The sequence below is a fragment of the Blautia sp. LMAG:89 genome (genome assembly GCF_008679485.1).
In the GTDB taxonomy this organism is placed as follows: domain Bacteria; phylum Bacillota; class Clostridia; order Lachnospirales; family Lachnospiraceae; genus Blautia_A; species Blautia_A fusiformis.
In genome coordinates this window covers 170,873-192,547 of record NZ_NANC01000012.1, presented here as the reverse complement: position 1 = coordinate 192,547, position 21,675 = coordinate 170,873, and the positions used below count along the sequence as shown (strand labels likewise).

The following is a 21,675-nucleotide window of genomic DNA, read 5'->3' as shown; positions in this document are numbered from 1 at the left end:
AAAGCACATGTTATGCTATATAATAACACTCGTGCAAGAAAAATACCCAGACAGTTGTATTTTAGCACAATCTACAACTGGAGGGAGGTTAGGTGTGAGTCTATGTCAAACGTTATCGTAAAAGAGAACGAGACTTTAGATAGCGCTCTTCGCAGATTCAAGAGAAGCTGTGCTAAGGCGGGAATCCAGCAGGAAATCCGTAAGAGAGAGCATTACGAGAAGCCAAGCGTTCGTCGTAAGAAAAAATCTGAAGCCGCAAGAAAACGTAAATATAATTAATTGTGCGCAAAAATCCCTGGCTGTATGGTCAGGGATTTTTAATTAAATAGAAACAGGAACGTTTGACGAAGGAAAGAAATATGAATTTGTTTATTAAACTGATTATCAAACCATTGCGATCGCTCCTTAAATTATTATTTAATCGAATTTTTTATGTAGCTCTGGCTCTTGTTGTGCAGCTGGCATGGCTGCTGATCGCCCTTTTCCGGATTATGGAATACTCCAGATGGGTGACGATCGGAATGCAGGCCATAGGTTTTCTGGTTGTTCTGTGGATCGTAAATAAAAAGATCAATCCATCCTATAAGCTCGCCTGGACGATGCTGATCCTTATTTTTCCGGTATTTGGTGTTTCCCTGTACCTTCTTTTCGGTAAATCAAGGATCGGTACTGTGATGGAACAGCATTATCAGAATCTTATTGATGAAACTGCAGAATACCTGGAAGGCTCAGAGCTCACAAGAAAACGTTTAAACGAAGACGACCGTTCCATGAGGATCCAGTCGGATTATATCTGGCAATATTCCAGATATCCTGTTCACGAGAATACCACAGCAGAGTATTTCCAGGTAGGAGATGATATGTTTCCGGTTCTGGTGCATGAACTGGAGCAGGCAAAGCATTTTATTTTTATCGAATATTTCATCATAAATGACGGGGTAATGTGGCAGACGATCCTTAATATCCTTGAGAAAAAGGCTAAAGAAGGAGTGGATGTCCGACTGATCTATGACGGCTTCGGCTGCCTTACCACATTGCCATACAAGTATGATCAGGAGATGCGCCAGCGGGGGATCAAATGCGAAGTATTCAACCGGTTCCGTCCGATCCTTAATATTATCCAGAATAACCGTGACCACCGTAAGATCTGTGTGATCGATGGCTGGACCGGTTTTACCGGCGGCATCAACCTGGCTGACGAATATATCAATCAGCGAAAACGGTTTGGTCACTGGAAGGATACAGCCGTTATGCTGAAAGGAGAAGGCGTCTGGAATATGACAGCTATGTTCCTGTATATGTGGGGAATCGTTACCAGAACAGATACTTCTCTTGATTTCGGAAATTATGTTCCGCACAGGTGGCACCCCAACGAATTTCCGGGAAGCGGTTATGTCCAGCCATTCTGTGATTCCCCCCTGGACGATGAGATCGTAGGAGAGAACGTTTATCTTAATATTATCAATCGCGCCAAAAACTATGTTTATATCTGCACACCATATCTGATCATAGATAATGAGATGATGACCGCCCTGTGCCTCGCTGCAAAAAGCGGTGTGGATGTCCGGATCATGACACCAGGTATCCCGGACAAAAAAATGGTCTTCCTGCTGACACAGTCTTATTATAAGCAGCTTCTGGAAGCAGGTGTAAAAATCTACGAATACCAGCCGGGATTTTTACATGCAAAATCTTTTGTCTGTGATGACAAAGTAGGCGTCGTAGGAACCATAAATCTGGATTACCGAAGCCTTTATCTGCATTTTGAAGATGGTGTCTGGATGTATAAGAATGATGTGATCCTGGATATCCGGGATGATTTTACAGAAACCCTGGAGTACTGTGATCCCATTGATCTGGCATTCTGCCAGAAGAGAAATATTGTGGTACGTGCCATTCAGAACGTACTGAGAGTTTTTGCACCGCTATTATAAAAACTCTTTGACAGACAACTGTAAATTCTGTATGATATATCAGACGGGAGTTCAATGCTCCCGTCTGATATTGTCTAAAGAAAAATAATTTATAGATACATATGAAATTTTTAGTTATTGGAGGAATTGATTTGAGCCAGAACAAAGAAACAGAGATCCAGCTTCAGTACATTGAAAAATGTAAAGAGCTTCTTGCCAAAAGCAGTACGAAACGTCCCACCTTCCACATCCAGAATGAAGGATGCCAGATGAACTCCATCCAGACAGAGTCTATTGCGGCCATCATGGAAAAAATGGGATATGAAATGGTAGATACCGAGGATGCCGATGCAGTTGTATTTAACACCTGCACAGTCCGGGAAAATGCCAATCAGAAGATCTATGGACATCTTGGACATTTAAAGAGCATCAAACGGGAGCACCCGGATATGAAGATCGTACTGTTCGGATGTATGATGCAGGAGCATCACGTAGTGGAAAAGATCCGCAAGGATTATAAATATGTAAATCTTGTATTCGGAACCCATAATATCCACAAATTCCCGGAGCTTTTTTACCGGACGCTGCAGACCGACGACCAGATCATTGATATCTGGAAGGAATCCGATGAGATCGTAGAGGGCATGCCAACTTCCCGCAAATACTCCTTCAAAACAGGAGTCAGCGTAATGTTTGGCTGCAATAACTTCTGCAGCTACTGCATCGTTCCTTATGTCCGCGGCCGCGAAAAGAGCCGCGAGCCACAGGCCATCATCCGCGAGATCGAGGAACTGGTCGCAGATGGCGTTACTGAGATCATGCTTCTTGGTCAGAATGTAAACTCCTACGGAAAAACTCTGGAAACACCGGTAACCTTTGCAGAACTTCTGAAAGAAGTGGAAAAGATCGAAGGGCTGAAGCGTATCCGTTTTATGACTTCCCATCCGAAGGACCTGTCCGATGAGCTGATCCAGACCATGGCAGAGAGCCAGAAGATCTGTCACCATCTGCATCTTCCGCTGCAGTCCGGAAGCAGCAGAGTCTTAAAGGAAATGAACCGCCGTTACGACAAGGAGAAATATCTGGAGCTGGTAGATAAGATCCGTAAGGCGATCCCGGATATTTCGCTGACAACAGATATCATGGTCGGATTTCCGGGAGAAACAGAAGAAGATTTCCAGGAAACACTGGATGTTGTAAGAAAAGCAAATTACGATACTGCCTTCACATTTATTTATTCCAAACGAAGCGGAACCCCTGCAGCCGGCATGGAAAATCAGGTGCCGGAGGATGTGGTAAAAGACCGTTTCAGCCGTCTTCTTACCCTGGTACAGGAAAAGGGCCGGGAAAATTCCTCCCGTTTCCAGGGAACCATTCAGGAAATCCTGGTAGAAGACGAAAACCGGGAGAAGGGTACTCTTACAGGTCGTACCCAGCATAATCTCTTGGTTCATTTCCCGGGAGAAAAAGATCTCATCGGCAAATATGTAAAAGTAAGCCTGGATACCTGCAAGGGATTCTATTATTTCGGACATATCGTGGAAGAGTAGAATTATAGCCAAGTCCCCACCCACTGCTTTTTGCTTTTCGCAACCCCGTTGGGGACTTACCTGATTCGGCTAATTATAAGTTTATATTGCCCGCTCATTGCCATTATCGGATGAGCGGGCTTTTTTATTATAAAAATACTGTTTCTATTGACAAATACCCCATGAGGGTATATATTATTCCATATATAGAGGATACCCTATGAGGGTATTTATAGGAAAGGAGAGACAGCCTATGTCTGAAAAGAAAGCCTGTCCCTGCTGTTGTGAAAAATACACTGCACGTTCAGAGGAGGAGAAAAAAAAGCTGATCAACCGTCTGAAACGTATTGAAGGCCAGATCAGAGGCATTATAGGAATGATGGAGAATGATGCCTACTGTAATGATATCCTGATCCAGTCCGCCGCAGTCAATGCTGCAGTGAATGCGTTCAACAAAGAGCTGCTTGCCAGCCACATCCGCACCTGCGTTGCCCGGGATATCCGGGAAGGTAAGGATGAGACCATTGATGAGCTGGTAGCAACCCTCCAGAAGCTGATGAAATAAAGGGACAAACTGGATTTTAGGAGGTACTGAAAGAAAATGGAACAATATAATGTAACTGGTATGAGCTGCGCCGCCTGCTCTGCCCGTGTGGAAAAAGCCGTATCAAAAGTTCCGGGGGTGAATAGCTGTTCCGTCAGCCTTCTGACCAATTCCATGGGAGTTGAGGGAACCGCTTCATCCGGCGAGATCATTGCCGCAGTGGAAGCCGCCGGATATGGTGCATCCTTAAAGGGCGGAGCTGCCGGAGCAAAGATTTCCATGTCTGCGGCAGAAGAAGCGCTGGAAGATCATGAAACTCCGATCCTAAAGAGACGTCTTATCACATCCGTGGGATTTTTGCTGGTGCTGATGTATTTCTCCATGGGGCACATGATGTGGGGATGGCCACTGCCGAAATGGTTTGACGGCAATCACGTAGCCATGGGACTGGTACAGCTGCTCCTGGCTGGTATCATCATGGTGATCAACCAGAAATTTTTCATCAATGGATTTAAGAGTCTGTGGCGCCGTTCCCCAAATATGGATACTCTGGTAGCTCTTGGATCCATGGCATCCTTCCTGTGGAGCGTCTATGCACTGTTTGCCATGACAAGAGCACAGGCAGACGGAGATTCTGCTGCAGTTATGAATTACATGATGGATTTTTATTTTGAATCTGCAGCCATGATCCTGACACTGATCACCGTAGGAAAAATGCTGGAGGCCCGTTCTAAAGGAAAGACAACGGATGCGCTTAAAAGCCTTATGAAGCTGGCACCCAAAACTGCGGTCGTGGTACGAAAGGGACAGGAACTTACCGTTCCTATTGAGCAGGTTCAAAAAGGAGAAACCTTTGTCGTCCGCCCGGGAGAGAATATTCCGGTGGACGGAGTGATCCTGGAAGGAACCACCGCAGTCAATGAATCCGCACTGACCGGAGAGAGTATCCCGGTCGATAAAGAAGCCGGAGATATGGTTTCTGCGGCAACTGTGAATCAGTCCGGATTTATCAAATGCGAAGCGACCAGAGTGGGAGAGGATACCACCCTTTCCCAGATCATAAAAATGGTCAGTGACGCGGCAGCCACCAAGGCACCGATCGCAAAGATCGCAGACCGTGTTTCCGGCGTGTTTGTACCGGCAGTGATCACTATCGCAGTGATCACAACAATCATCTGGCTTCTTGCAGGACAGACCTTCGGTTATGCTTTGGCAAGGGGAATTTCCGTTCTGGTCATCAGCTGTCCCTGTGCACTTGGCCTTGCAACACCGGTTGCCATTATGGTCGGCAACGGTATGGGTGCCAAAAACGGAATCCTTTTCAAAACAGCTGTTTCCCTGGAGGAAGCAGGAAAAGTCCAGATCATCGCACTGGATAAAACCGGAACCATTACCAGTGGTCAGCCGGAGGTAACAGATATTCTCCCGGCAGAGGGAATCACAGAAACAGAGCTTCTCACTCTAGCCTGTGCACTGGAGAAAAAAAGCGAGCATCCACTGGCAAAGGCAATTCTCAAAAAAGCCGTGGAAGAGAACCTTGCCACAGGTGAAGTAACCGGATTCCAGGCACTTCCGGGAAACGGACTTTCCGCTATACTTGGAAGTGACAAACTGACAGGCGGAAGCATGAAATTTATCAGCAGCCAGACAAAGATTTCCACAGACCTTAACAGGAGAGCCGAGCAACTTGCAGAGCAGGGAAAAACGCCCCTTCTTTTCACACGAAACGGTAAACTTCTGGGAATCATCGCAGTTGCGGATGTGATCAAGGAAGACAGTCCCCGTGCAGTAAAAGAGCTTCAGAACATGGGAATCCGTGTAGTTATGCTTACCGGTGACAATGAGCGTACCGCAAAAGCTATCGGAGCTCAGGCAGGAGTTGACGATGTGATTGCAGGAGTTCTTCCGGATGGAAAAGAAAGTGTGATCCGCGCTCTGAAAGAGCAGGGAAAGGTTGCCATGGTCGGTGACGGTATCAACGACGCGCCGGCACTTACAAGAGCCGATATCGGAATTGCCATCGGTGCAGGAACAGATATTGCCATTGATGCGGCAGATATCGTTCTGATGAAGAGTCAGTTAAGCGATGTTCCAGCGGCAGTACGTTTAAGCCGCGCCACACTTCGGAATATCCATGAGAATCTTTTCTGGGCATTTTTCTACAATATAATCGGCATTCCCCTTGCAGCAGGTGTCTGGATCCCGCTTTTCGGATGGACCTTGAATCCGATGTTCGGAGCTGCGGCCATGAGTCTTTCCAGCTTCTGTGTTGTAACAAATGCGTTGCGCCTGAATCTGTTTAAGATCCACAACACAGCCAGAGACAAGGCGATCAAAAATCCGGTAACATTAAACATCAGTCATGATGAAAATAAAAAAGAAGAAAAGGAGAACAAAACAATGGTAAAAATAACAGTCAATGTAGAAGGAATGATGTGCGGACACTGTGAGGCACACGTAAACAAAGCAATTCAGGCGGCTTTCGGAGCAGAGGATGTGGTATCTTCCCACGAGAATGGAACAACTGTATTCTCTGTACCTGAGAAGGTTGACGAGGCAAAAGTGGAAGAAGTGATCAAAGAAGCCGGTTACAAGTTCAAGGGAATCACTCAGGAGTAATAAACAGAAAAAACATATACCAGTTAAATGATCTAAAAATTTAAACGGTTTACAAAAAGAAACAGTTCTGCATAAAAACAGAGCTGTTTCTTTTTTATATATGATCGTATAGAAAACGGTATCCCGAAATATAATAAACAGAGAAAACCTGTGTTGTCCGAAAATCTTCCCAGACCAGAAAGGGGGATATTTTTGAAAAAAGATACCAGAAAACTGATCACCTGCATTGCAGTGCCCCTGGCAACAGGAGCTGTCTCCGGATTTTTTACCAGAAACGGAATGAAAGTATTTGCAAAGTTAAATAAGCCGCCTTTATCGCCACCGGGATGGCTGTTTCCGGTTGTATGGACGATCCTTTTTATCATGATGGGGATCGCTTCGTTCCTGATCGCATCCAGGCCTAAAAGCAGAGACAGGGATAGGGCCCTTGCTTTATATGGGATCCAGCTTGCCGTGAATTTCCTGTGGCCGTTTTTCTTTTTTGGGGCAGGATGGTATGGCTTTGCGTTTCTCTGGCTTATTTTTCTGTGGGGACTTGTATACTATTGTATCCGCACATTCCGGGAGTTTTCCCGGAACGCCGGTTACCTGATGGTCCCGTATCTGGCATGGCTGACATTTGCCGGTTATCTGAACCTGTTTATCGCGCTCTGGAACTGACAGAAGCTCTGGTTTATGCAGAAAACGTTTTTTCTTTTATAAATCCGGCTAATATCATTATAATTTATTCTGAAAAAGCAGGAATATCCGCTGAATTGATTGTTATTTTTAATTCTCTTATGCTATACTGATAACGATTATGGATGTACGAACGATAACAGGAATCGTTAATACTATGGAAGCAGAGAGGAGCACATTATGAGCGGATTTTTTGGAGTAGCATCGAAAAGCGACTGCGTACTGGAACTTTTTTACGGAGTGGATTATCATTCTCATCTGGGAACACGCCGCGGCGGTATGGCTGTTTACGGAGAACATGGATTTGACCGTGCCATCCACAACATTGAAAACACACCTTTCCGTACAAAATTTGACGGGGATGTGGGTTCCATGAAGGGAAATATGGGAATCGGATGTATTTCTGATTATGAACCTCAGCCCCTTCTGTTCAGTTCCAGAATTGGAAGCTTTGCCCTTACTTTTGTGGGAAAGATCAACAATTATGATGAACTTCTGCAGCGGATGTACGATACGACCAAGGTACATTTTCAGGAGATGACCAACGGAACTGTCAATGTGACAGAACTGATCGCAGCCCTGATCTGTGAAAAGGATAATTTTGTGGAAGGTATCCAGTACGTACAGGGACTGATCGACGGCTCCATGACACTGCTTCTTATGACAAAAGACGGAATTTATGCAGCCCGTGACAAGATGGGAAGAACTCCGGTGGAGATTGGTCACAAGGAAGGTTCCTACTGTCTTTCCTTTGAGAGCCATGCCTATATTAATCTGGGTTACGAAGACTATAAGGAACTTGGACCGGGAGAGATTGTTTTTGTTACGGCAGATGGAGTGAAAACTCTGGTAGAACCTGGAAAGAAAATGAAGATCTGTTCTTTCCTCTGGGTTTACTACGGATATCCGACAGCATCTTATGAAGGCGTAAATGTAGAGGAGATGCGCTACCGCTGCGGAAGTATGCTTGCAAAGAGAGATGGAGATTCTGTTCACCCGGATATTGTAGCCGGTGTTCCGGATTCCGGTATCGCCCATGCCATCGGATACGCCAATGAATCCGGCATTCCTTATGCAAGACCATTCATTAAATATACACCAACCTGGCCCAGATCTTTTATGCCAACCAATCAGAACCAGCGTAACCTCATCGCCAAAATGAAACTGATTCCGGTACGTGCACTGATCAAGGACAAAAAACTTCTTCTTATCGACGATTCCATTGTACGTGGTACCCAGCTTCGCGAGACAACTGAATTTCTGTACCGTAGCGGTGCAAAAGAAGTTCATGTCCGTCCTGCCTGCCCGCCGATCATGTACGGCTGCAAATACTTAAACTTCTCCCGCTCCAAATCCGAGATGGAGCTGATCGCCCGTCAGGTGATCGAGAAGAGGGAAGGCCCCAACTGTCCACAGGAAGTACTGGACGAATACGCAGATCCACATACAGCGAAATATGAGCAGATGGTACAGGATATCTGCAAGATGCAGAATTTTACCACTCTCCGTTATCACAGACTGGATGATCTTCTGGAATCCATTGGAATCGATCCTTGTAATGTATGCACATATTGTTTTAACGGTAAAGAATAAAAAATATTTTGAAAACAGAGAGCTACTGTTTCAGATGAGCCTCATTAACTCCCGGTTGCATTTTGGGAATCTGCGGCTTATAATAAATGCGGATATATCTTTTGTGATATATCCGCGTTTTTTATGTCATTTTTTTATATCATGGAAAATTATTTCGTAATGTTCCAATGACAGAGTATCACAAAAAATTTTTCAGGAGTATAAACATGATTTTTCCTATAAAAGCCATGATATTTGATGCAGATGGTGTCCTTCTGGACTCGCTTTCTGTCTGGAAGGAGCTTGGAAAACGATATATTACAGATCTGGGATATCAGCCGGTTGCGGGAATGGATGAAATCCTTTTTCCCATGAGTATGGAGCAGGGAGCGGCCTGGCTGAAAAACAGGTTTACTCTTGCGTATTCCGAAGAAAAGATCGTGATGGATCTGAAATCCCGGATCCGTAAATACTATTTTGAAGAGGTCCCGGCAAAATCAGGTGCCAGAGAACTTCTTCAATGCCTTGCAGAACAGAAAATTCCGGCTGCGGTGGCAACCTCAAGCCCCAGGGAACATATCTGCCGGGCGCTGGAAAGAAACGGACTTCTTTCCTTTTTTGGTAAAATCTATACCACCAGTGAGATCGGAGAAAGCAAACATTCTCCGAGGGTCTATCTTACAGCTGCAGAAGCACTGGGAACGGAGCCATCTCAGACGCTGGTTGTGGAGGATTCACTCTACGCGTTGCAGACTGCCGGAAATGCAGGATTTCTGACTGCCGGTATTTATGACGCATTGGGAGAACCGGATCAAGAACAGCTGAAAAAGGATGCCTATATCTACTGTCGGGATCTGACAGAGTTACAGAACTATATATTCACAGAAAACGGAGGAAACCAAAGATGAAAACAGCATTAACCATCGCAGGCAGCGATTCCAGCGGAGGAGCCGGGATCCAGGCCGATATTAAAACCATGATGGCAAACGGAGTATACGCCATGAGTGCCATCACCGCGCTGACTGCCCAGAACACCACCGGTGTCACAGCCATCCAGAATGCAACTGCAGAGTTCCTGGGTCAGGAGCTGGATTGTATTTTTACGGATATCTTTCCGGATGCAGTAAAGATCGGAATGGTTTCCGAAAGTGATCTGATCCATATGATCGCAGGAAAGCTCCGACAGTATCGGGCAAAAAATATCGTGGTGGACCCGGTTATGGTTGCCACAAGCGGTGCAAGACTGATCAGTGAGGAGGCGGTGGATGTTCTGAAGGAAGAACTGTTTCCTCTTGCAGATCTTCTCACCCCCAATATCCCGGAAACCGAGGTGCTTACCGGACGGAAGATCAAAAGCGCCGATGATATGATCGAAGCTGCAAAACAGGTTTCCGAGCAGTATCACTGTGCAGTTCTCTGTAAGGGCGGACATAAGCTCAATGATGCCAATGATCTTCTCTATGTGAATAGAACATATCAGTGGTTTGAGGGAAAAAGGATCGACAATCCCAATACCCACGGAACAGGATGTACTCTTTCCTCGGCCATCACTTCCAACCTTGCAAAGGGATTTTCCATGGTGGAATCTGTAAACCGTGCCAAGGACTATATTTCCGGAGCCCTTGCTGCCATGTTAGATCTGGGAAAAGGAAGCGGCCCTATGGATCATGGCTTTGCGATAAAGAACAGTTATACAGAGGAGGCATAAAATTATGACAGTTACAGAACGGATCACAGCTCTTCGAAAACAGATGAGGGAAAAGGGAATCGATGCTTATCTGGTTCCGACCGATGATTTTCATGGTTCTGAGTATGTTGGAGATTATTTTAAATGCAGAAAATACATCACCGGATTTACCGGTTCTGCCGGAACTGCCGTGATCATGCAGGACATGGCCGGACTCTGGACAGACGGAAGATATTTTATCCAGGCTGCACAGCAGTTAGAGGGAACGCCGGTTACTCTGTTTAAGATAGGAGAACCGGACGTACCAACGATTCACAAATTCCTGGAAGAAAATCTGAAAGAGGGAATGTGTCTCGGCTTCGATGGCCGTACCGTAAGCGCAGAAGAAGCAGAGACGCTGGAAAAAACCTTTCAGAAAAAACAGATACGTTTTTCTGTAAATGAGGATCTCATCGGAAATATCTGGGATGACCGTCCGGCACTTTCCTGTAAACCGGTAATGGAATTATCCGAAAAATGGGCCGGAAGGTCCAGAATAGACAAGATCCGGGAAATCCGCAGCAAACTGAAAGAGAAGGGGGCAGACCTCTTTATCCTCACTTCCCTTGATGACATTGCATGGCTTTTAAATATCCGCGGAAATGATATCCACTGCTGCCCGGTAGTTCTTTCCTATCTTGTGCTGGATGACAGTGAGCTCCGTCTTTTTGCCAATGAAAAAGCCTTTTCGGATTCTGTTAAGGAAGCACTTTCCAAAGACGGTATTGCCATTTATCCATATGATGATATTTACACCTATGTACAGACGATCCCCGAAGAGAAAAAGGTATATCTTTCGAGAAGCAATGTAAACAGCCGGCTGGTCAGCAGTATTCCGAAGCAGGTAACGATCCTGGACGGTGAAAATCTGACCCTTCTCCCAAAAGCCATCAAAAATGAAAACGAAGTCCAGAATGAAAAGACTGCCCACCTCAAAGATGGCGTTGCAATGGTGAAGTTTATCCACTGGCTGAAGAAAAATGTGGGAAAACAGAAGATCACCGAGCTTTCCGCTGCTGATAAGCTCTATGAATTCCGTTCCGTACAGGAGAATTTTCAGGGAAACAGCTTTGATCCCATCATTGCCTACGGTGCACATGGAGCCATTGTCCATTACAGTGCAACAGAAGAAACCAGTATCCCACTGGAGCCAAAAGGACTGGTTCTGATGGATACCGGCGGACATTATCTTGAAGGAACTACAGATATCACTCGTACCGTTGTACTTGGCCCGGTTACTGAAAAAGAAAAAAAATATTTCACAGCAGTACTTCGTGGGCATCTGAATCTGGCAGCCGCAAAATTCCGCTATGGCTGCACCGGACTGAATCTGGATGCTCTGGCAAGAGGACCACTCTGGGCTATGGGAGAAGATTACAACCACGGAACTGGTCATGGAGTAGGTTATCTTCTCAATGTACACGAAGGCCCCCAGAGTTTCCGCTGGAAAAATCTCGCAGATCGTCCAGCTCCTGTTCTGGAAGAAGGAATGATCACCTCCGATGAACCGGGATATTATGCGGAAAATGAATTCGGCATCCGTCACGAAAATCTTGTAGTCTGCAAAAAAGCTGAAAAAACATCCTACGGCCAGTTTATGAAATTTGAGCCACTGACTCTGGTCCCATTTGATCTGGAAGGTATAGATCCGGGACAGATGGAAGCAGGAGAGCGCAAATTGCTCAATCAGTATCATGCCCTTGTGTACGAAAAAATTTCCCCATATCTGAATGAAGAAGAGAAATCCTGGTTAAAAAAAGCCACACAGGAAATATAACCCGGAATTCACTTTAATATTTCATTCCGGCAGATACCTTAAGAAATATAAAATCATTTCCGGGATAAGAATAAGTCCTGACAGGGAGGTACTTAACGCCTATGAAAACAGAAAATATAATCAATCACTACATCGATCTCCACGCACATCTGGACGGCTGCATTACCACTGAGATAGCCAGAAGACTTGCCGCATTGCAGCAGATCACACTTCCGGCTGCCACAGATGAAGAGCTTCTTTCTCTCCTTTCTGTACCAGATACCTGCGAAAATCTCAATGATTTTCTGAAATGCTTTGCCCTGCCTCTTTCCCTTCTTCAGACAGAAGAGGCATTGGAAGAAGCTGTTTATCTTATCCTTTCTGAAATGAAAGAAGACGGTGTGATCTACGCAGAACTTCGTTTTGCCCCACAGTTCCATACACAGAAGGAAATGACTCAGGAAACAGCGATCCATGCTGCATTATGTGGTCTGAAAAGAGCTCCCATCCCCGGTAATCTGATCTTATGCTGTATGCGCGGTGATCTTAACCAAAAAGAAAATCTGGAAACTCTGGAGCTGGCCAAAAAATATCTTGTTGAAGATGGCGGCGTGGTTGCTATCGATCTTGCAGGAGCCGAGGCACTCTTTCCAACAAAAAATTACGAAGCACTTTTTGCAAAAGCAAGAGAATATCAGGTTCCATTTACCATCCATGCAGGTGAGGCCGGAAATGCAGAGGATGTAAAAACAGCTGTCCATATGGGTGCGGTCAGGATCGGCCATGGTGTGAGGATTGCGGGAAATAAGGAAGTGATACAGCTTGTAAAGGATAAGGGGATTTTTCTGGAAATGTGTCCTACAAGCAATCGCCAGACAAAAGCTGTGGAAGAAATGTCTGATTATCCGCTGAAAGCATTTCTCGAAATGGGACTTAAGGTAACCTTAAATACCGATGATCCGGCGATTGAAAGAACAACCCTTTCCCGGGAATTCCGATATATGGAATCTCTGTTAAATCTTACCCAGGAGCAGAAAAGGCTGCTACTTCTGAATTCTGTGGAGGCAGCCTTTACTTCCAGGAACAGAAAATGGAAATTGAAAGAACAGCTTCTTTTCTGAACCTTGGAAGCTACGATCACATTAACATAATTCTTACTGTATGCCATCTTGACATTGACCGGTATTCTGTTCATCATATATGGGAGAATATGATTTTTGAAAGGCAGGTTGAAAATGATCTATATCTCTACATATTTATCACCTCTGGGAAATAGTTTACTGGCTGCCGATGATATTGGGCTTACCGGTCTGTGGTTTGAAGGCCAGAAATATTTTGCCAACACACTTCCTGATACGAGAATAGTGCAGGAGACGAAAATCCTTACAGAGGCAAAAAAATGGCTGGATATATATTTCTCCGGTGAGGACCCCACATTTACTCCCCCTCTTCATCCTTCCGGATCCGCATTCAGACAGGCAGTATGGCAGATTTTATTACAGATTCCTTATGGGCAGACGATCACATATGGAGAGATTGCACGAAGAGTAGCTGAAATGCAGCAGCTTTCTCATATGTCTGCACAAGCTGTAGGCGGTGCAGTTGGACACAACAAAGTTTCTATTATCATTCCCTGTCATCGTGTAGTAGGCGCAAATGGCAGCCTGACAGGATATGCCGGAGGCCTTGACAAAAAAATAGCGCTTCTTGAACTGGAGCATGCAGATATGAGCCGTTTATTTATTCCCGGGAAGGGCACTGCACTGTAGCATGTATTGGAAGCCTATCAGTCTGTGCACGTCAACTCATTGAAACCGCCGTGTACCAAACGGTACGCACGGCGGTTTCGATAAAAGGGCGGGAGCTAATCACTCCCTCCTACTCGATTATCTTCTGTTATTAATAACCTCTCTCGCCATATCTGCAAGTTCTCCGGCAGATAATTTTCCATCTCTTTGCAGCAAATCATACTGGATACCATCCTTATTCCAGTTAACGCTTTGAACCTGACTGACTTCAATCTGAGAAGCACTGTCATCGTAACTGAATACAACTTTTCCACTGGACTGGTCTTTTTTATCTTGTTCTGTCAATTCGTAATCATCTGATACCACTTTATTTATATAATGTACATAATACAAATTTGTTCCATTTACAGTGGCAATAATATCACCTGACGGAGTAAGTTTTGAGTTAAATTTCTGCTGCTTAAACGATACAACATCTCCATTCTTCTGATAATCAAAGGACACAGATTTAAAATTCTCAATTACATTTGCATTGCCATCCTTAAAACTGTTTTTTATAATATTGCCCTCTTTGAAGCAGTACCCGTTCTCAAAGGTATCAATCAATACCGGTCTATACCCAATATCCTTTGTAATCTGTTCTGACGTTGGAAGAGATGTATAATCAGTACGTGATGTAGATGAACTTGTCCACATTGAAATCTTTCCGGTTGCTGCCACAGCAGTAACTCCGATTGTAAGTGTTGCAGCTATCAACAAAGGTAATATTTTCTTTTTTGATCTCATAGTCGTTTGCTTCCTTTCTGTATCTGCGAAGTCAAGTTTTGCATAAACTCTCTGTCTGACATTCTCTGTATCAATATCAAGAGCATTACAGGAAGTATCTGCCTGTTTTTGTATTCCCAATTCTTTAAGCAAATTTTTTCTTCTCATAATTTTTCCTCCGCATCCGATAACATTTTTCTGAGTTTTCTTTTTCCTCTTGAAAGTCTGGTCTTAACTGTAGAAATATTAAGTCCCATTGCTTTTGAAATATCCTTGATTTTTTCATCAAATTTATACCGCCTTACAAAAATCTCGCTGTCAGGTTCGCCAAGGCTCATAACTGTTTCCCATACATAATTATTGTGAAAATTCTCTTCCATGAAATTTTTGCCATCTGACAGTTCAATATCGTCAAGAGATGTATGTTCCATCTTTCTGTTTAGCCGTTTCAGAGCAAAATTCCGGGCAACAGCAGCAAGATATGACCGTAATGTACCTTTCTGCAAATCTATCCTCCCGGTATTCGTCCAAAGTACAACAAACACATCTGCCACAATTTCTTCAATATCCTCTTTCGGCAGTGAATTGCCGGCCATATGATACAAAACAGTACTCAAATACGGCGTATAAATTCGGATTGCTTCATCTATTGAATTTTTTTCTCTGTTCCTGAGACGCTGCAAAAGTTCTGCTTCATCTGTCATATCAATCCTACTTTCTTTTTAATATTTTCAAAAATTAAAAGCTTTTAACCTTTACATTCTTATATATCCTGTCAAAGAGCAAAAAGTTTCAATTTTAGAAAATTATGATATTGATACACCACTTTACAACTTTTTTATAAAAAAATATCGTACAGGATTTCCTGATGTATAATGAATTTGGCATAAAACATTACAAAGGAAAGTGACCCTGTACGGCAAAAACATTATACAGCGAAAAAACACTGATAGGTAGACTTCAGCAATATTTTTTGATCTATTTTGAAACTTTTTCTGTTCCGACAGCAGATACCTTATTTCTGCTGATATTATCTATACTGAGCCGCACACAACGGTTCCAACTATCTGAATGGACACTGCTTTGTGAGAGTCATGTTATGCGTACCTGTCTGGAATGGGGATAAAGTATCTCATCTTTCATTGCACATATACAGAGAAACTGGGTGAGAAAACAGTAAAAGCATATCGGATTGATCTAAGCAGTGTTTGGTTTTGGTCGCCTGTGAAGAGCAAGATAAAGAGAAGCTTGAGGAATATATTACGGAATTACATAAAAAACACAAACAGAACAGAGATTAAAAAAAGTGGATATTTCGTTGGCAATGGAAGAGGCAACGGAAAAAATACTTTTATGAGAACCGATTTCCTTTCCGATGCATCTAATTAGTGTAAAAGTAAACATGAGTGGTAATCCAGCTGGACAAAAGGAGAAGACAAAGTTATGACAAAAGATGTATTTATTAAGGAGGTTCGGGATGCAGAAGCCATGCTGTATCATATATCGAAGTCCATTCTGAAGAATGACTCTGATTGTGGGGATGCTGTGCAGGAAACAATTCTTAAGGCATATGAAAAACTTTCCACTTTAAAGAAAGAAAAATATTTCCGAACATGGATCACAAGGATATTGATCAATGAATGCAAAGGGATTCTTCGGAAAAGAAAAAATGTTATTCCATATGAAGAATATATGGACAATATGAAAATGACTGAGGAGGACAGATACAGTCATTTGTATATGGCGATTATGGAACTTCCGGAGGATCTGAGGGTTTTGGTAACATTGTATTATTTAGAAGGATTTTCCTTGAAAGAGATCAGTGAGGCTCTGGATATTCCGGAAGGAACGATCAAAAGCAGACTTTCACGTGCAAGAGAGTTTTTGAAGGTGCAGTTATCCGAAGAAGAGAAAAGACCGGCAACTGGGAAAAACAGCAAGCAATTAAAGAGAATAACAGGAAAGGGGAAAATGTCATGTTAGAGAAGAAATGGAATAATATCGCACCGGAAGTACCACAGGATTTTCATAATAAATTTGAAGATACACTAAAACAGATTGAACAGGCGGATTCAGTTGATAAAAAATACAAAAGAAAAAAAATCAGTGGACGATTATTGATTGCAGCAGCAGTAATCTGTACTGGTATGGCTGTCACTGTGGCTGCAAAAGAGTTCTTTAAATGGAGTGATTACCTGGTGAAAAGACTGAATCCATCGGAGGAACAGCAGGAGACACTGCAGGAATCAACTTATATTCAGAATATAGACCAGTCTGTAACACAAAATGGTGTGACGGTTACCCTGACAGATTCTATTCAGGATCAGGGATTCCTGTATACTTTTTTTGAAGTGAAAACAGATGACAGTATTTCTATGACTGATCATACTTCTTTTGAGGAGATGACACATTTTAAGATCGATGGAAAAGAAGTATATGCAGTGGACGATAACAGATTTGGAAGTTTCAATACTGGGGTAGGACAGGATGTGTTACTGAAAACAGATCAAAATTCTGCACATCTTAAATATTTTAACGCCTGTATATCTTATGACGGTGATTATGATCTGAGTAATAAAACAGTAGAAATCACATTAAAGAATCTTACGGAGGAAGGAGATTATGATACGACTGTTATTACAGATGGAACATGGGATTTTAAATGGACTCTGGGTGCAGTAAAGCCTCCGACAACTCTGGAAGTGAACCGGAAATGTGATTTTGGAGGTTATGAAATCACAGTGAAAAAAATGGAAGTAACGCCCCTTTTATGGTCATTATATCTTGATTATGATGAAGCTATGAAGGTGTATGAAGATGAAAAAAACAAATTTGAGTACGCAGGTACGGATTATGGCATGGATCTTTATGCCAGAACTAGTATTGACCAGGTGCGTTATAAAGATGGAACGTTTTTAACACTTGATAGGACCATGGGAGGCATCGCTGGCGGTGGAGAAAAACAGGATAAGGAAAATGGTGTCATGATCATCAGAAACAGCTTCCCGCAACTGGTTGATGTAGATAACCTGCAGGCGGTACATTTTGGGAACATTGACCAGTGGCTTGAAGTGCGGGAATAAAAGTTTTTTCGGTGATACAGAAAAATCCTCCCATAATTAGAGAATGAGAAAATACAAAAAGAACCGATACAAGGTCTTTGCAAGACTGATATCGGTTCTTTTTGGCTAAGTCTGCCAAGCCCATTACCTTTAGGTGATGGGTAGTTGACTAAATATAGGCAACCGTACAGTCGGAAAAATGGCTCTGTAACAAAAGGCCGTTTTTCCGGCTTTTCATTTTGTCAGCAGTGAGGCATTCATACCGTTTGTAAATCTGTAAGATCTGAGTCATTGGGGTATGTCATGACGGGTAATCAAATATATGACATAGATTCTGCAATTGTAGAAAATGGGATTGACTTTCTAAGTCTACAGATGTAGAATTAGAGATGATTTCTACAAAAGTAGAAAAAGAAGGGAGAACACAAGCTGAGGCGCAGACTCACAGACCATTATGATTACGATGTGACCATGTGGGATTCACTTGTGATAAAAAAGTTGCTGCAGCGTATAAACTACATCAAATAGATACGGAGGATAAAATGTGCGGAATCTGTGGATTTACAGGTTACAGACAGGATCAGAAGACAGTAATTGAAAGGATGATGAAAGCCATTGAGCATAGGGGCCCGGATAGTGAGGGCTCTTTTTGCAGGGAGAAGATTACGCTGGGCTTTCGAAGACTTAGTATTATTGATTTAGAAGATGGGCAGCAGCCTATGGAAAGTGCGGACGGAAACCTTCATATTGTTTTTAATGGAGAAATCTATGATTATAAGGAACTGCGGGCAGAACTTGAGGCTTTCGGCATTTCTTTCTGTACCCATTCTGACACGGAGGTTCTGATAAATACTATTCAGCTGTATGGGGAGAAGGCACTGAATAAGCTCAGGGGAATGTTTGGGTTTGCTGTATGGAATGAACAGGAGCAGAGTTTGATGCTTGCAAGGGATTTCTTCGGAATTAAGCCTGTGTACTATGCCGAAATAGATGGACACTTTGTATTTGCTTCTGAAATTAAGAGTATCCTTGCATTTCCAGGCTATGAAAGGAAAGTAAATCAGAAGGCACTGGAGCAGTATTTGTCATTTCAATATTCCCCTCTGGAAGAAACTTTTTTCAGGGGGATTTATAAGCTTATGCCAGGTCATATGCTTTTATATAAAAACGGAAACTATGAGATAAAGACTTATTTCAAAACAAAGCTTGCACCAGGCCAATGGGACCGTAAGACGAATATGGAGCAGCTGCGGAATGAGCTTGCAGAGAATTTAAAGGATTCAGTGGAGCACCATATGTTAAGTGATGTGGAAGTCGGCGCGTTTTTATCCGGGGGAGTGGATTCCGGTTATCTGGCTTCTTCCTCTGGTGCAGATCAGGCATTTACAGTGGGATTCGATGAGGGAGACCGATATAGTGAAGTAAACAAAGCTGCCAAAGTGGCAGAAAAAGCAGGTTTGAAACACCATGTGAAAATCATATCCAAGCAGGAATTCTGGGATGCCCTTCCAGATGTTATGTATCATATGGATGAGCCCCTTGGGGATGCTTCCGCCGTTGCACTCTATTTTCTCTCAAAAGAGGCTGCAGGTCATGTCAAGGTTGTTCTTTCCGGAGAAGGAGCAGACGAGCTTTTCGGTGGATATAATATTTACAGAGAACCGGAAGCCTTGAAAAAAATTGCCTGGATACCATTTGGTGTCAGACGTGTAATTGGAAAACTGGCTGCAAAGCTGCCGGATGTGAAGGGACGAGATTTCCTTATCCGTGCAGGAATGAAAGTGGAAGAACGTTTCATCGGAAATGCATATATTTACCGTGAAAAAGAGAAAGCGCAGATTTTGAAAAATAAAGTAACAGGACCTTCCACACAGGAATATTTAAGACCATTTTTTGAAGAACTTGAGTCAGAAAACAGAGGATTACTTCAAGACATGGAAAAAATGCAGTCTGTAGATCTGAGCTACTGGCTTCCTGGCGATATTTTGCAGAAAGCAGATAAAATGAGCATGGCACATTCATTGGAAGTCAGGGTACCATTTCTGGATAAAGAAGTTTTTGACTTTGCAGCAAAGCTTCCGAAAGAAGCCAAGATTGCAGCGGGTACAACCAAATATATTTTCCGTAAAGCTGTTTCAGAATTTCTTCCACAGGAAACCGATGAACGTAGGAAACTTGGTTTTCCAATTCCAATCCGTGTGTGGCTGCGGCAGGATGACTGGTATCAGAGGGTAAAGGAGTTATTTACCTCGAAAGAAGCAGAAGAGTTTTTTCATACAGATAAGCTTCTTTTACTTCTGAAAGAGCACAAAGAGAAAAAGGCAGATAACAGCCGTAAAATCTGGACAGTTTTGACATTCCTTATCTGGTATGATAGATTTTTTGCTACATGTTCGAAGTGAGAGAGTTGGTTATGAGACGGTAAAAATATAAATATACGAAAAATCCGTTGACAATGGTATTTGGGATTTTTATGATAAAACTCTATTTGTTTGTATAGAAACTTTCGGATTATTGGAGGAAGAGTTTAAGGAGTATGTGGGTGGAAATCTGAAAGATTTTACGGTTTTGGATGCTTTCGACTCATTGTTCTTAAATGGAAAGGCAAATCAGGAAGCGCAATTTCAGCAGTTTGCTTCCTTGGAAATCCACAATTGCAGTCTGTGGCATCTAGTAAAGGAGTTATATTACTATCCTGTATATTTGTTGGATTTATTCTTTTGTTACTTTACAGAGAAACATTTGTTCATCTTAGCATAATTTACAGAAGAGAAAAATATAGTGCAGGTAGTAGTGTAAGAAATGTGATCGAACCAAAAGACCTTGGGATGCAGTCCGATTGTGACGATGCATGTAACTGGGATGATAAGGAGAATATTTATGATTGAAGCTGTAGCAGTACTTCTTTTTTTTATAGTTGCAGGGACTCTATGGGGGATAGTAGAAACTTTTAAATATAGGAAAAATTTTTCAAGAGACTGTGAAAACGGACAAATCTCCACTATTAAAGCGTACCGAATAAAGCGACGTGGATCCTGGCGGATTTTTGGTGACCGTATTCTAGATGAAAAATCGTTTCTGGTAATGAGGGAAAAGGAGTCAAAGTTAAAAATTCATTAATTCAATAGCGGGGTATTTTAAATGGCTGAACAAAATGTTTTTAATCTGATGCAAAACGATGAGATTGGGCTGTTGTGGAAAAAGATATATCAATTACATCAAAAAACCAAAATTTATCTACTTACAGCCGAAGAAATATCAGAAAATGGGGATGCATTGATTCAGCCATTAAAAGAGCACCGGGATGCATATGATCATATTGTAAGGATTTTTGCAAGCACAACCAAAAAAGTGCCGGAAGGATACGATTACTATTCTTATATCAAAGGAAACCTTGAGAAAGCATATGGACATGAGTATCGTGCTTTTTTTGATACGGCAGACTGGCTTGCATACAATCTGCGGCATAATTTAAGAGAGCGCATAAATGCGATTCCATATAATAAAAGAAATCAATTAATCCCAAATCGCAAAGAAACAATCAAATTATTGAACCAATACCCATTTGAAATTTCTAATCTACGAAATGACAAGGATATAGTAAAAGAGTCTGATTCGGATGAGACAATAAAAGAATATGAAAATTTGCTTAGGCAATTAATAAAGTTATATAAAGAAATTGATTCAATTTGATGTTGATACTAAAACAATTAATAGACTGATTGATCGTCGAAAGGTATCTGTTTGTCCATATCAGTGATAT

The 21,675-nt window shown here is 42.7% G+C and carries 19 protein-coding genes; 17 read left to right on the top strand and 2 right to left on the bottom strand.

Annotated elements, in window-relative coordinates:
- Positions 1-102 precede the first annotated feature (102 nt).
- From rpsU to CCC70_RS14035, 12 genes are all read left to right on the top strand, one after another.
- Complete coding sequence (gene rpsU / locus CCC70_RS14090; RefSeq protein ID WP_004222305.1) at positions 103-279, top strand: 30S ribosomal protein S21; 177 nt, start codon at positions 103-105, stop codon at positions 277-279.
- A gap of 80 nt (positions 280-359) precedes the next feature.
- A complete protein-coding gene (cls, locus tag CCC70_RS14085) occupies positions 360-1,934 on the top strand; it encodes a cardiolipin synthase (RefSeq protein WP_270610593.1) in 1,575 nt (524 codons plus the stop codon).
- Positions 1,935-2,035: 101 nt separating this feature from the next.
- On the top strand, positions 2,036-3,463 hold the full coding sequence (miaB, locus tag CCC70_RS14080) for a tRNA (N6-isopentenyl adenosine(37)-C2)-methylthiotransferase MiaB (RefSeq protein WP_092070526.1): 1,428 nt from the start codon (positions 2,036-2,038) through the stop codon (positions 3,461-3,463).
- Between the two features lie 232 nt (positions 3,464-3,695).
- Positions 3,696-4,007, top strand: coding sequence for a metal-sensing transcriptional repressor (locus CCC70_RS14075; protein ID WP_287085115.1), 312 nt, complete (start codon positions 3,696-3,698; stop codon positions 4,005-4,007).
- Between the two features lie 36 nt (positions 4,008-4,043).
- The gene (locus CCC70_RS14070) at positions 4,044-6,605 is read left to right on the top strand and encodes a heavy metal translocating P-type ATPase (protein ID WP_287085114.1); all 2,562 of its coding nucleotides are present in this window, start codon (positions 4,044-4,046) and stop codon (positions 6,603-6,605) included.
- Between the two features lie 192 nt (positions 6,606-6,797).
- A complete protein-coding gene (locus CCC70_RS14065) occupies positions 6,798-7,265 on the top strand; it encodes a TspO/MBR family protein (protein ID WP_270652420.1) in 468 nt (155 codons plus the stop codon).
- Positions 7,266-7,463: 198 nt separating this feature from the next.
- Positions 7,464-8,876, top strand: a complete 1,413-nt coding sequence (locus CCC70_RS14060) for an amidophosphoribosyltransferase (protein WP_287085113.1) — start codon at positions 7,464-7,466, stop codon at positions 8,874-8,876.
- 206 nt (positions 8,877-9,082) lie between these two features.
- Positions 9,083-9,763 carry an HAD family hydrolase gene (locus tag CCC70_RS14055; RefSeq protein WP_287085112.1) on the top strand — a complete coding sequence of 227 codons (681 nt, stop codon included), beginning with the start codon at positions 9,083-9,085 and terminating at the stop codon, positions 9,761-9,763.
- Positions 9,760-10,563 carry a bifunctional hydroxymethylpyrimidine kinase/phosphomethylpyrimidine kinase gene (gene thiD, locus CCC70_RS14050; RefSeq protein WP_287085111.1) on the top strand — a complete coding sequence of 268 codons (804 nt, stop codon included), beginning with the start codon at positions 9,760-9,762 and terminating at the stop codon, positions 10,561-10,563. Before CCC70_RS14055 ends, thiD begins: the two co-directional genes overlap by 4 nt.
- A gap of 4 nt (positions 10,564-10,567) precedes the next feature.
- Positions 10,568-12,358 (top strand): aminopeptidase P family protein, encoded by a 1,791-nt coding sequence (locus tag CCC70_RS14045; RefSeq protein WP_287085110.1) that lies wholly within the window; start codon positions 10,568-10,570, stop codon positions 12,356-12,358.
- Positions 12,359-12,459: 101 nt separating this feature from the next.
- Positions 12,460-13,458 carry an adenosine deaminase gene (gene add / locus CCC70_RS14040; RefSeq protein WP_287085109.1) on the top strand — a complete coding sequence of 333 codons (999 nt, stop codon included), beginning with the start codon at positions 12,460-12,462 and terminating at the stop codon, positions 13,456-13,458.
- A gap of 114 nt (positions 13,459-13,572) precedes the next feature.
- Positions 13,573-14,106 carry a methylated-DNA--[protein]-cysteine S-methyltransferase gene (locus CCC70_RS14035; RefSeq protein WP_118608720.1) on the top strand — a complete coding sequence of 178 codons (534 nt, stop codon included), beginning with the start codon at positions 13,573-13,575 and terminating at the stop codon, positions 14,104-14,106.
- Positions 14,107-14,223: 117 nt separating this feature from the next.
- On the opposite strand, the gene CCC70_RS14030 is transcribed toward CCC70_RS14035, so the two are convergent.
- Both CCC70_RS14030 and CCC70_RS14025 read right to left on the bottom strand, forming a co-directional pair.
- Entirely contained in the window at positions 14,224-15,018 is a 795-nt protein-coding gene (locus CCC70_RS14030) for a hypothetical protein (RefSeq protein ID WP_287085108.1), read from the bottom strand.
- Positions 15,015-15,554 (bottom strand): RNA polymerase sigma factor, encoded by a 540-nt coding sequence (locus tag CCC70_RS14025; RefSeq protein ID WP_118062840.1) that lies wholly within the window; start codon positions 15,552-15,554, stop codon positions 15,015-15,017. Before CCC70_RS14025 ends, CCC70_RS14030 begins: the two co-directional genes overlap by 4 nt.
- Positions 15,555-16,293: 739 nt before the next feature.
- Here CCC70_RS14025 and CCC70_RS14020 point away from each other — a divergent pair.
- From CCC70_RS14020 to CCC70_RS14000, 5 genes are all read left to right on the top strand, one after another.
- On the top strand, positions 16,294-16,833 hold the full coding sequence (locus CCC70_RS14020) for an RNA polymerase sigma factor (RefSeq protein ID WP_092070500.1): 540 nt from the start codon (positions 16,294-16,296) through the stop codon (positions 16,831-16,833).
- Complete coding sequence (locus CCC70_RS14015) at positions 16,827-17,933, top strand: DUF4179 domain-containing protein (protein WP_278603912.1); 1,107 nt, start codon at positions 16,827-16,829, stop codon at positions 17,931-17,933. The genes CCC70_RS14020 and CCC70_RS14015 overlap by 7 nt, the downstream gene beginning before the upstream one ends.
- Before the next feature lie 521 nt (positions 17,934-18,454).
- Entirely contained in the window at positions 18,455-20,314 is a 1,860-nt protein-coding gene (gene asnB / locus CCC70_RS14010; RefSeq protein WP_186582522.1) for an asparagine synthase (glutamine-hydrolyzing), read from the top strand.
- A 478-nt stretch (positions 20,315-20,792) separates the two neighbouring features.
- Positions 20,793-21,032 (top strand): hypothetical protein, encoded by a 240-nt coding sequence (locus CCC70_RS14005; RefSeq protein WP_055065705.1) that lies wholly within the window; start codon positions 20,793-20,795, stop codon positions 21,030-21,032.
- Between the two features lie 21 nt (positions 21,033-21,053).
- Positions 21,054-21,605 (top strand): hypothetical protein, encoded by a 552-nt coding sequence (locus CCC70_RS14000; protein ID WP_110103543.1) that lies wholly within the window; start codon positions 21,054-21,056, stop codon positions 21,603-21,605.
- Positions 21,606-21,675 lie beyond the last annotated feature (70 nt).

Coding starts and splice junctions, on each gene's coding strand:
- rpsU (WP_004222305.1), top strand. CDS start 103: ATGTCAAACGTTATCGTAAAAGAGAACGAGACTTTAGATAGCGCTCTT.
- cls (WP_270610593.1), top strand. CDS start 360: ATGAATTTGTTTATTAAACTGATTATCAAACCATTGCGATCGCTCCTT.
- miaB (WP_092070526.1), top strand. CDS start 2,036: ATGAAATTTTTAGTTATTGGAGGAATTGATTTGAGCCAGAACAAAGAA.
- CCC70_RS14075 (WP_287085115.1), top strand. CDS start 3,696: ATGTCTGAAAAGAAAGCCTGTCCCTGCTGTTGTGAAAAATACACTGCA.
- CCC70_RS14070 (WP_287085114.1), top strand. CDS start 4,044: ATGGAACAATATAATGTAACTGGTATGAGCTGCGCCGCCTGCTCTGCC.
- CCC70_RS14060 (WP_287085113.1), top strand. CDS start 7,464: ATGAGCGGATTTTTTGGAGTAGCATCGAAAAGCGACTGCGTACTGGAA.
- CCC70_RS14055 (WP_287085112.1), top strand. CDS start 9,083: ATGATTTTTCCTATAAAAGCCATGATATTTGATGCAGATGGTGTCCTT.
- thiD (WP_287085111.1), top strand. CDS start 9,760: ATGAAAACAGCATTAACCATCGCAGGCAGCGATTCCAGCGGAGGAGCC.
- CCC70_RS14045 (WP_287085110.1), top strand. CDS start 10,568: ATGACAGTTACAGAACGGATCACAGCTCTTCGAAAACAGATGAGGGAA.
- add (WP_287085109.1), top strand. CDS start 12,460: ATGAAAACAGAAAATATAATCAATCACTACATCGATCTCCACGCACAT.
- CCC70_RS14035 (WP_118608720.1), top strand. CDS start 13,573: ATGATCTATATCTCTACATATTTATCACCTCTGGGAAATAGTTTACTG.
- CCC70_RS14030 (WP_287085108.1), bottom strand. CDS start 15,018: ATGAGAAGAAAAAATTTGCTTAAAGAATTGGGAATACAAAAACAGGCA.
- CCC70_RS14025 (WP_118062840.1), bottom strand. CDS start 15,554: ATGACAGATGAAGCAGAACTTTTGCAGCGTCTCAGGAACAGAGAAAAA.
- CCC70_RS14020 (WP_092070500.1), top strand. CDS start 16,294: ATGACAAAAGATGTATTTATTAAGGAGGTTCGGGATGCAGAAGCCATG.
- CCC70_RS14015 (WP_278603912.1), top strand. CDS start 16,827: ATGTTAGAGAAGAAATGGAATAATATCGCACCGGAAGTACCACAGGAT.
- asnB (WP_186582522.1), top strand. CDS start 18,455: ATGTGCGGAATCTGTGGATTTACAGGTTACAGACAGGATCAGAAGACA.
- CCC70_RS14005 (WP_055065705.1), top strand. CDS start 20,793: ATGATTGAAGCTGTAGCAGTACTTCTTTTTTTTATAGTTGCAGGGACT.
- CCC70_RS14000 (WP_110103543.1), top strand. CDS start 21,054: ATGGCTGAACAAAATGTTTTTAATCTGATGCAAAACGATGAGATTGGG.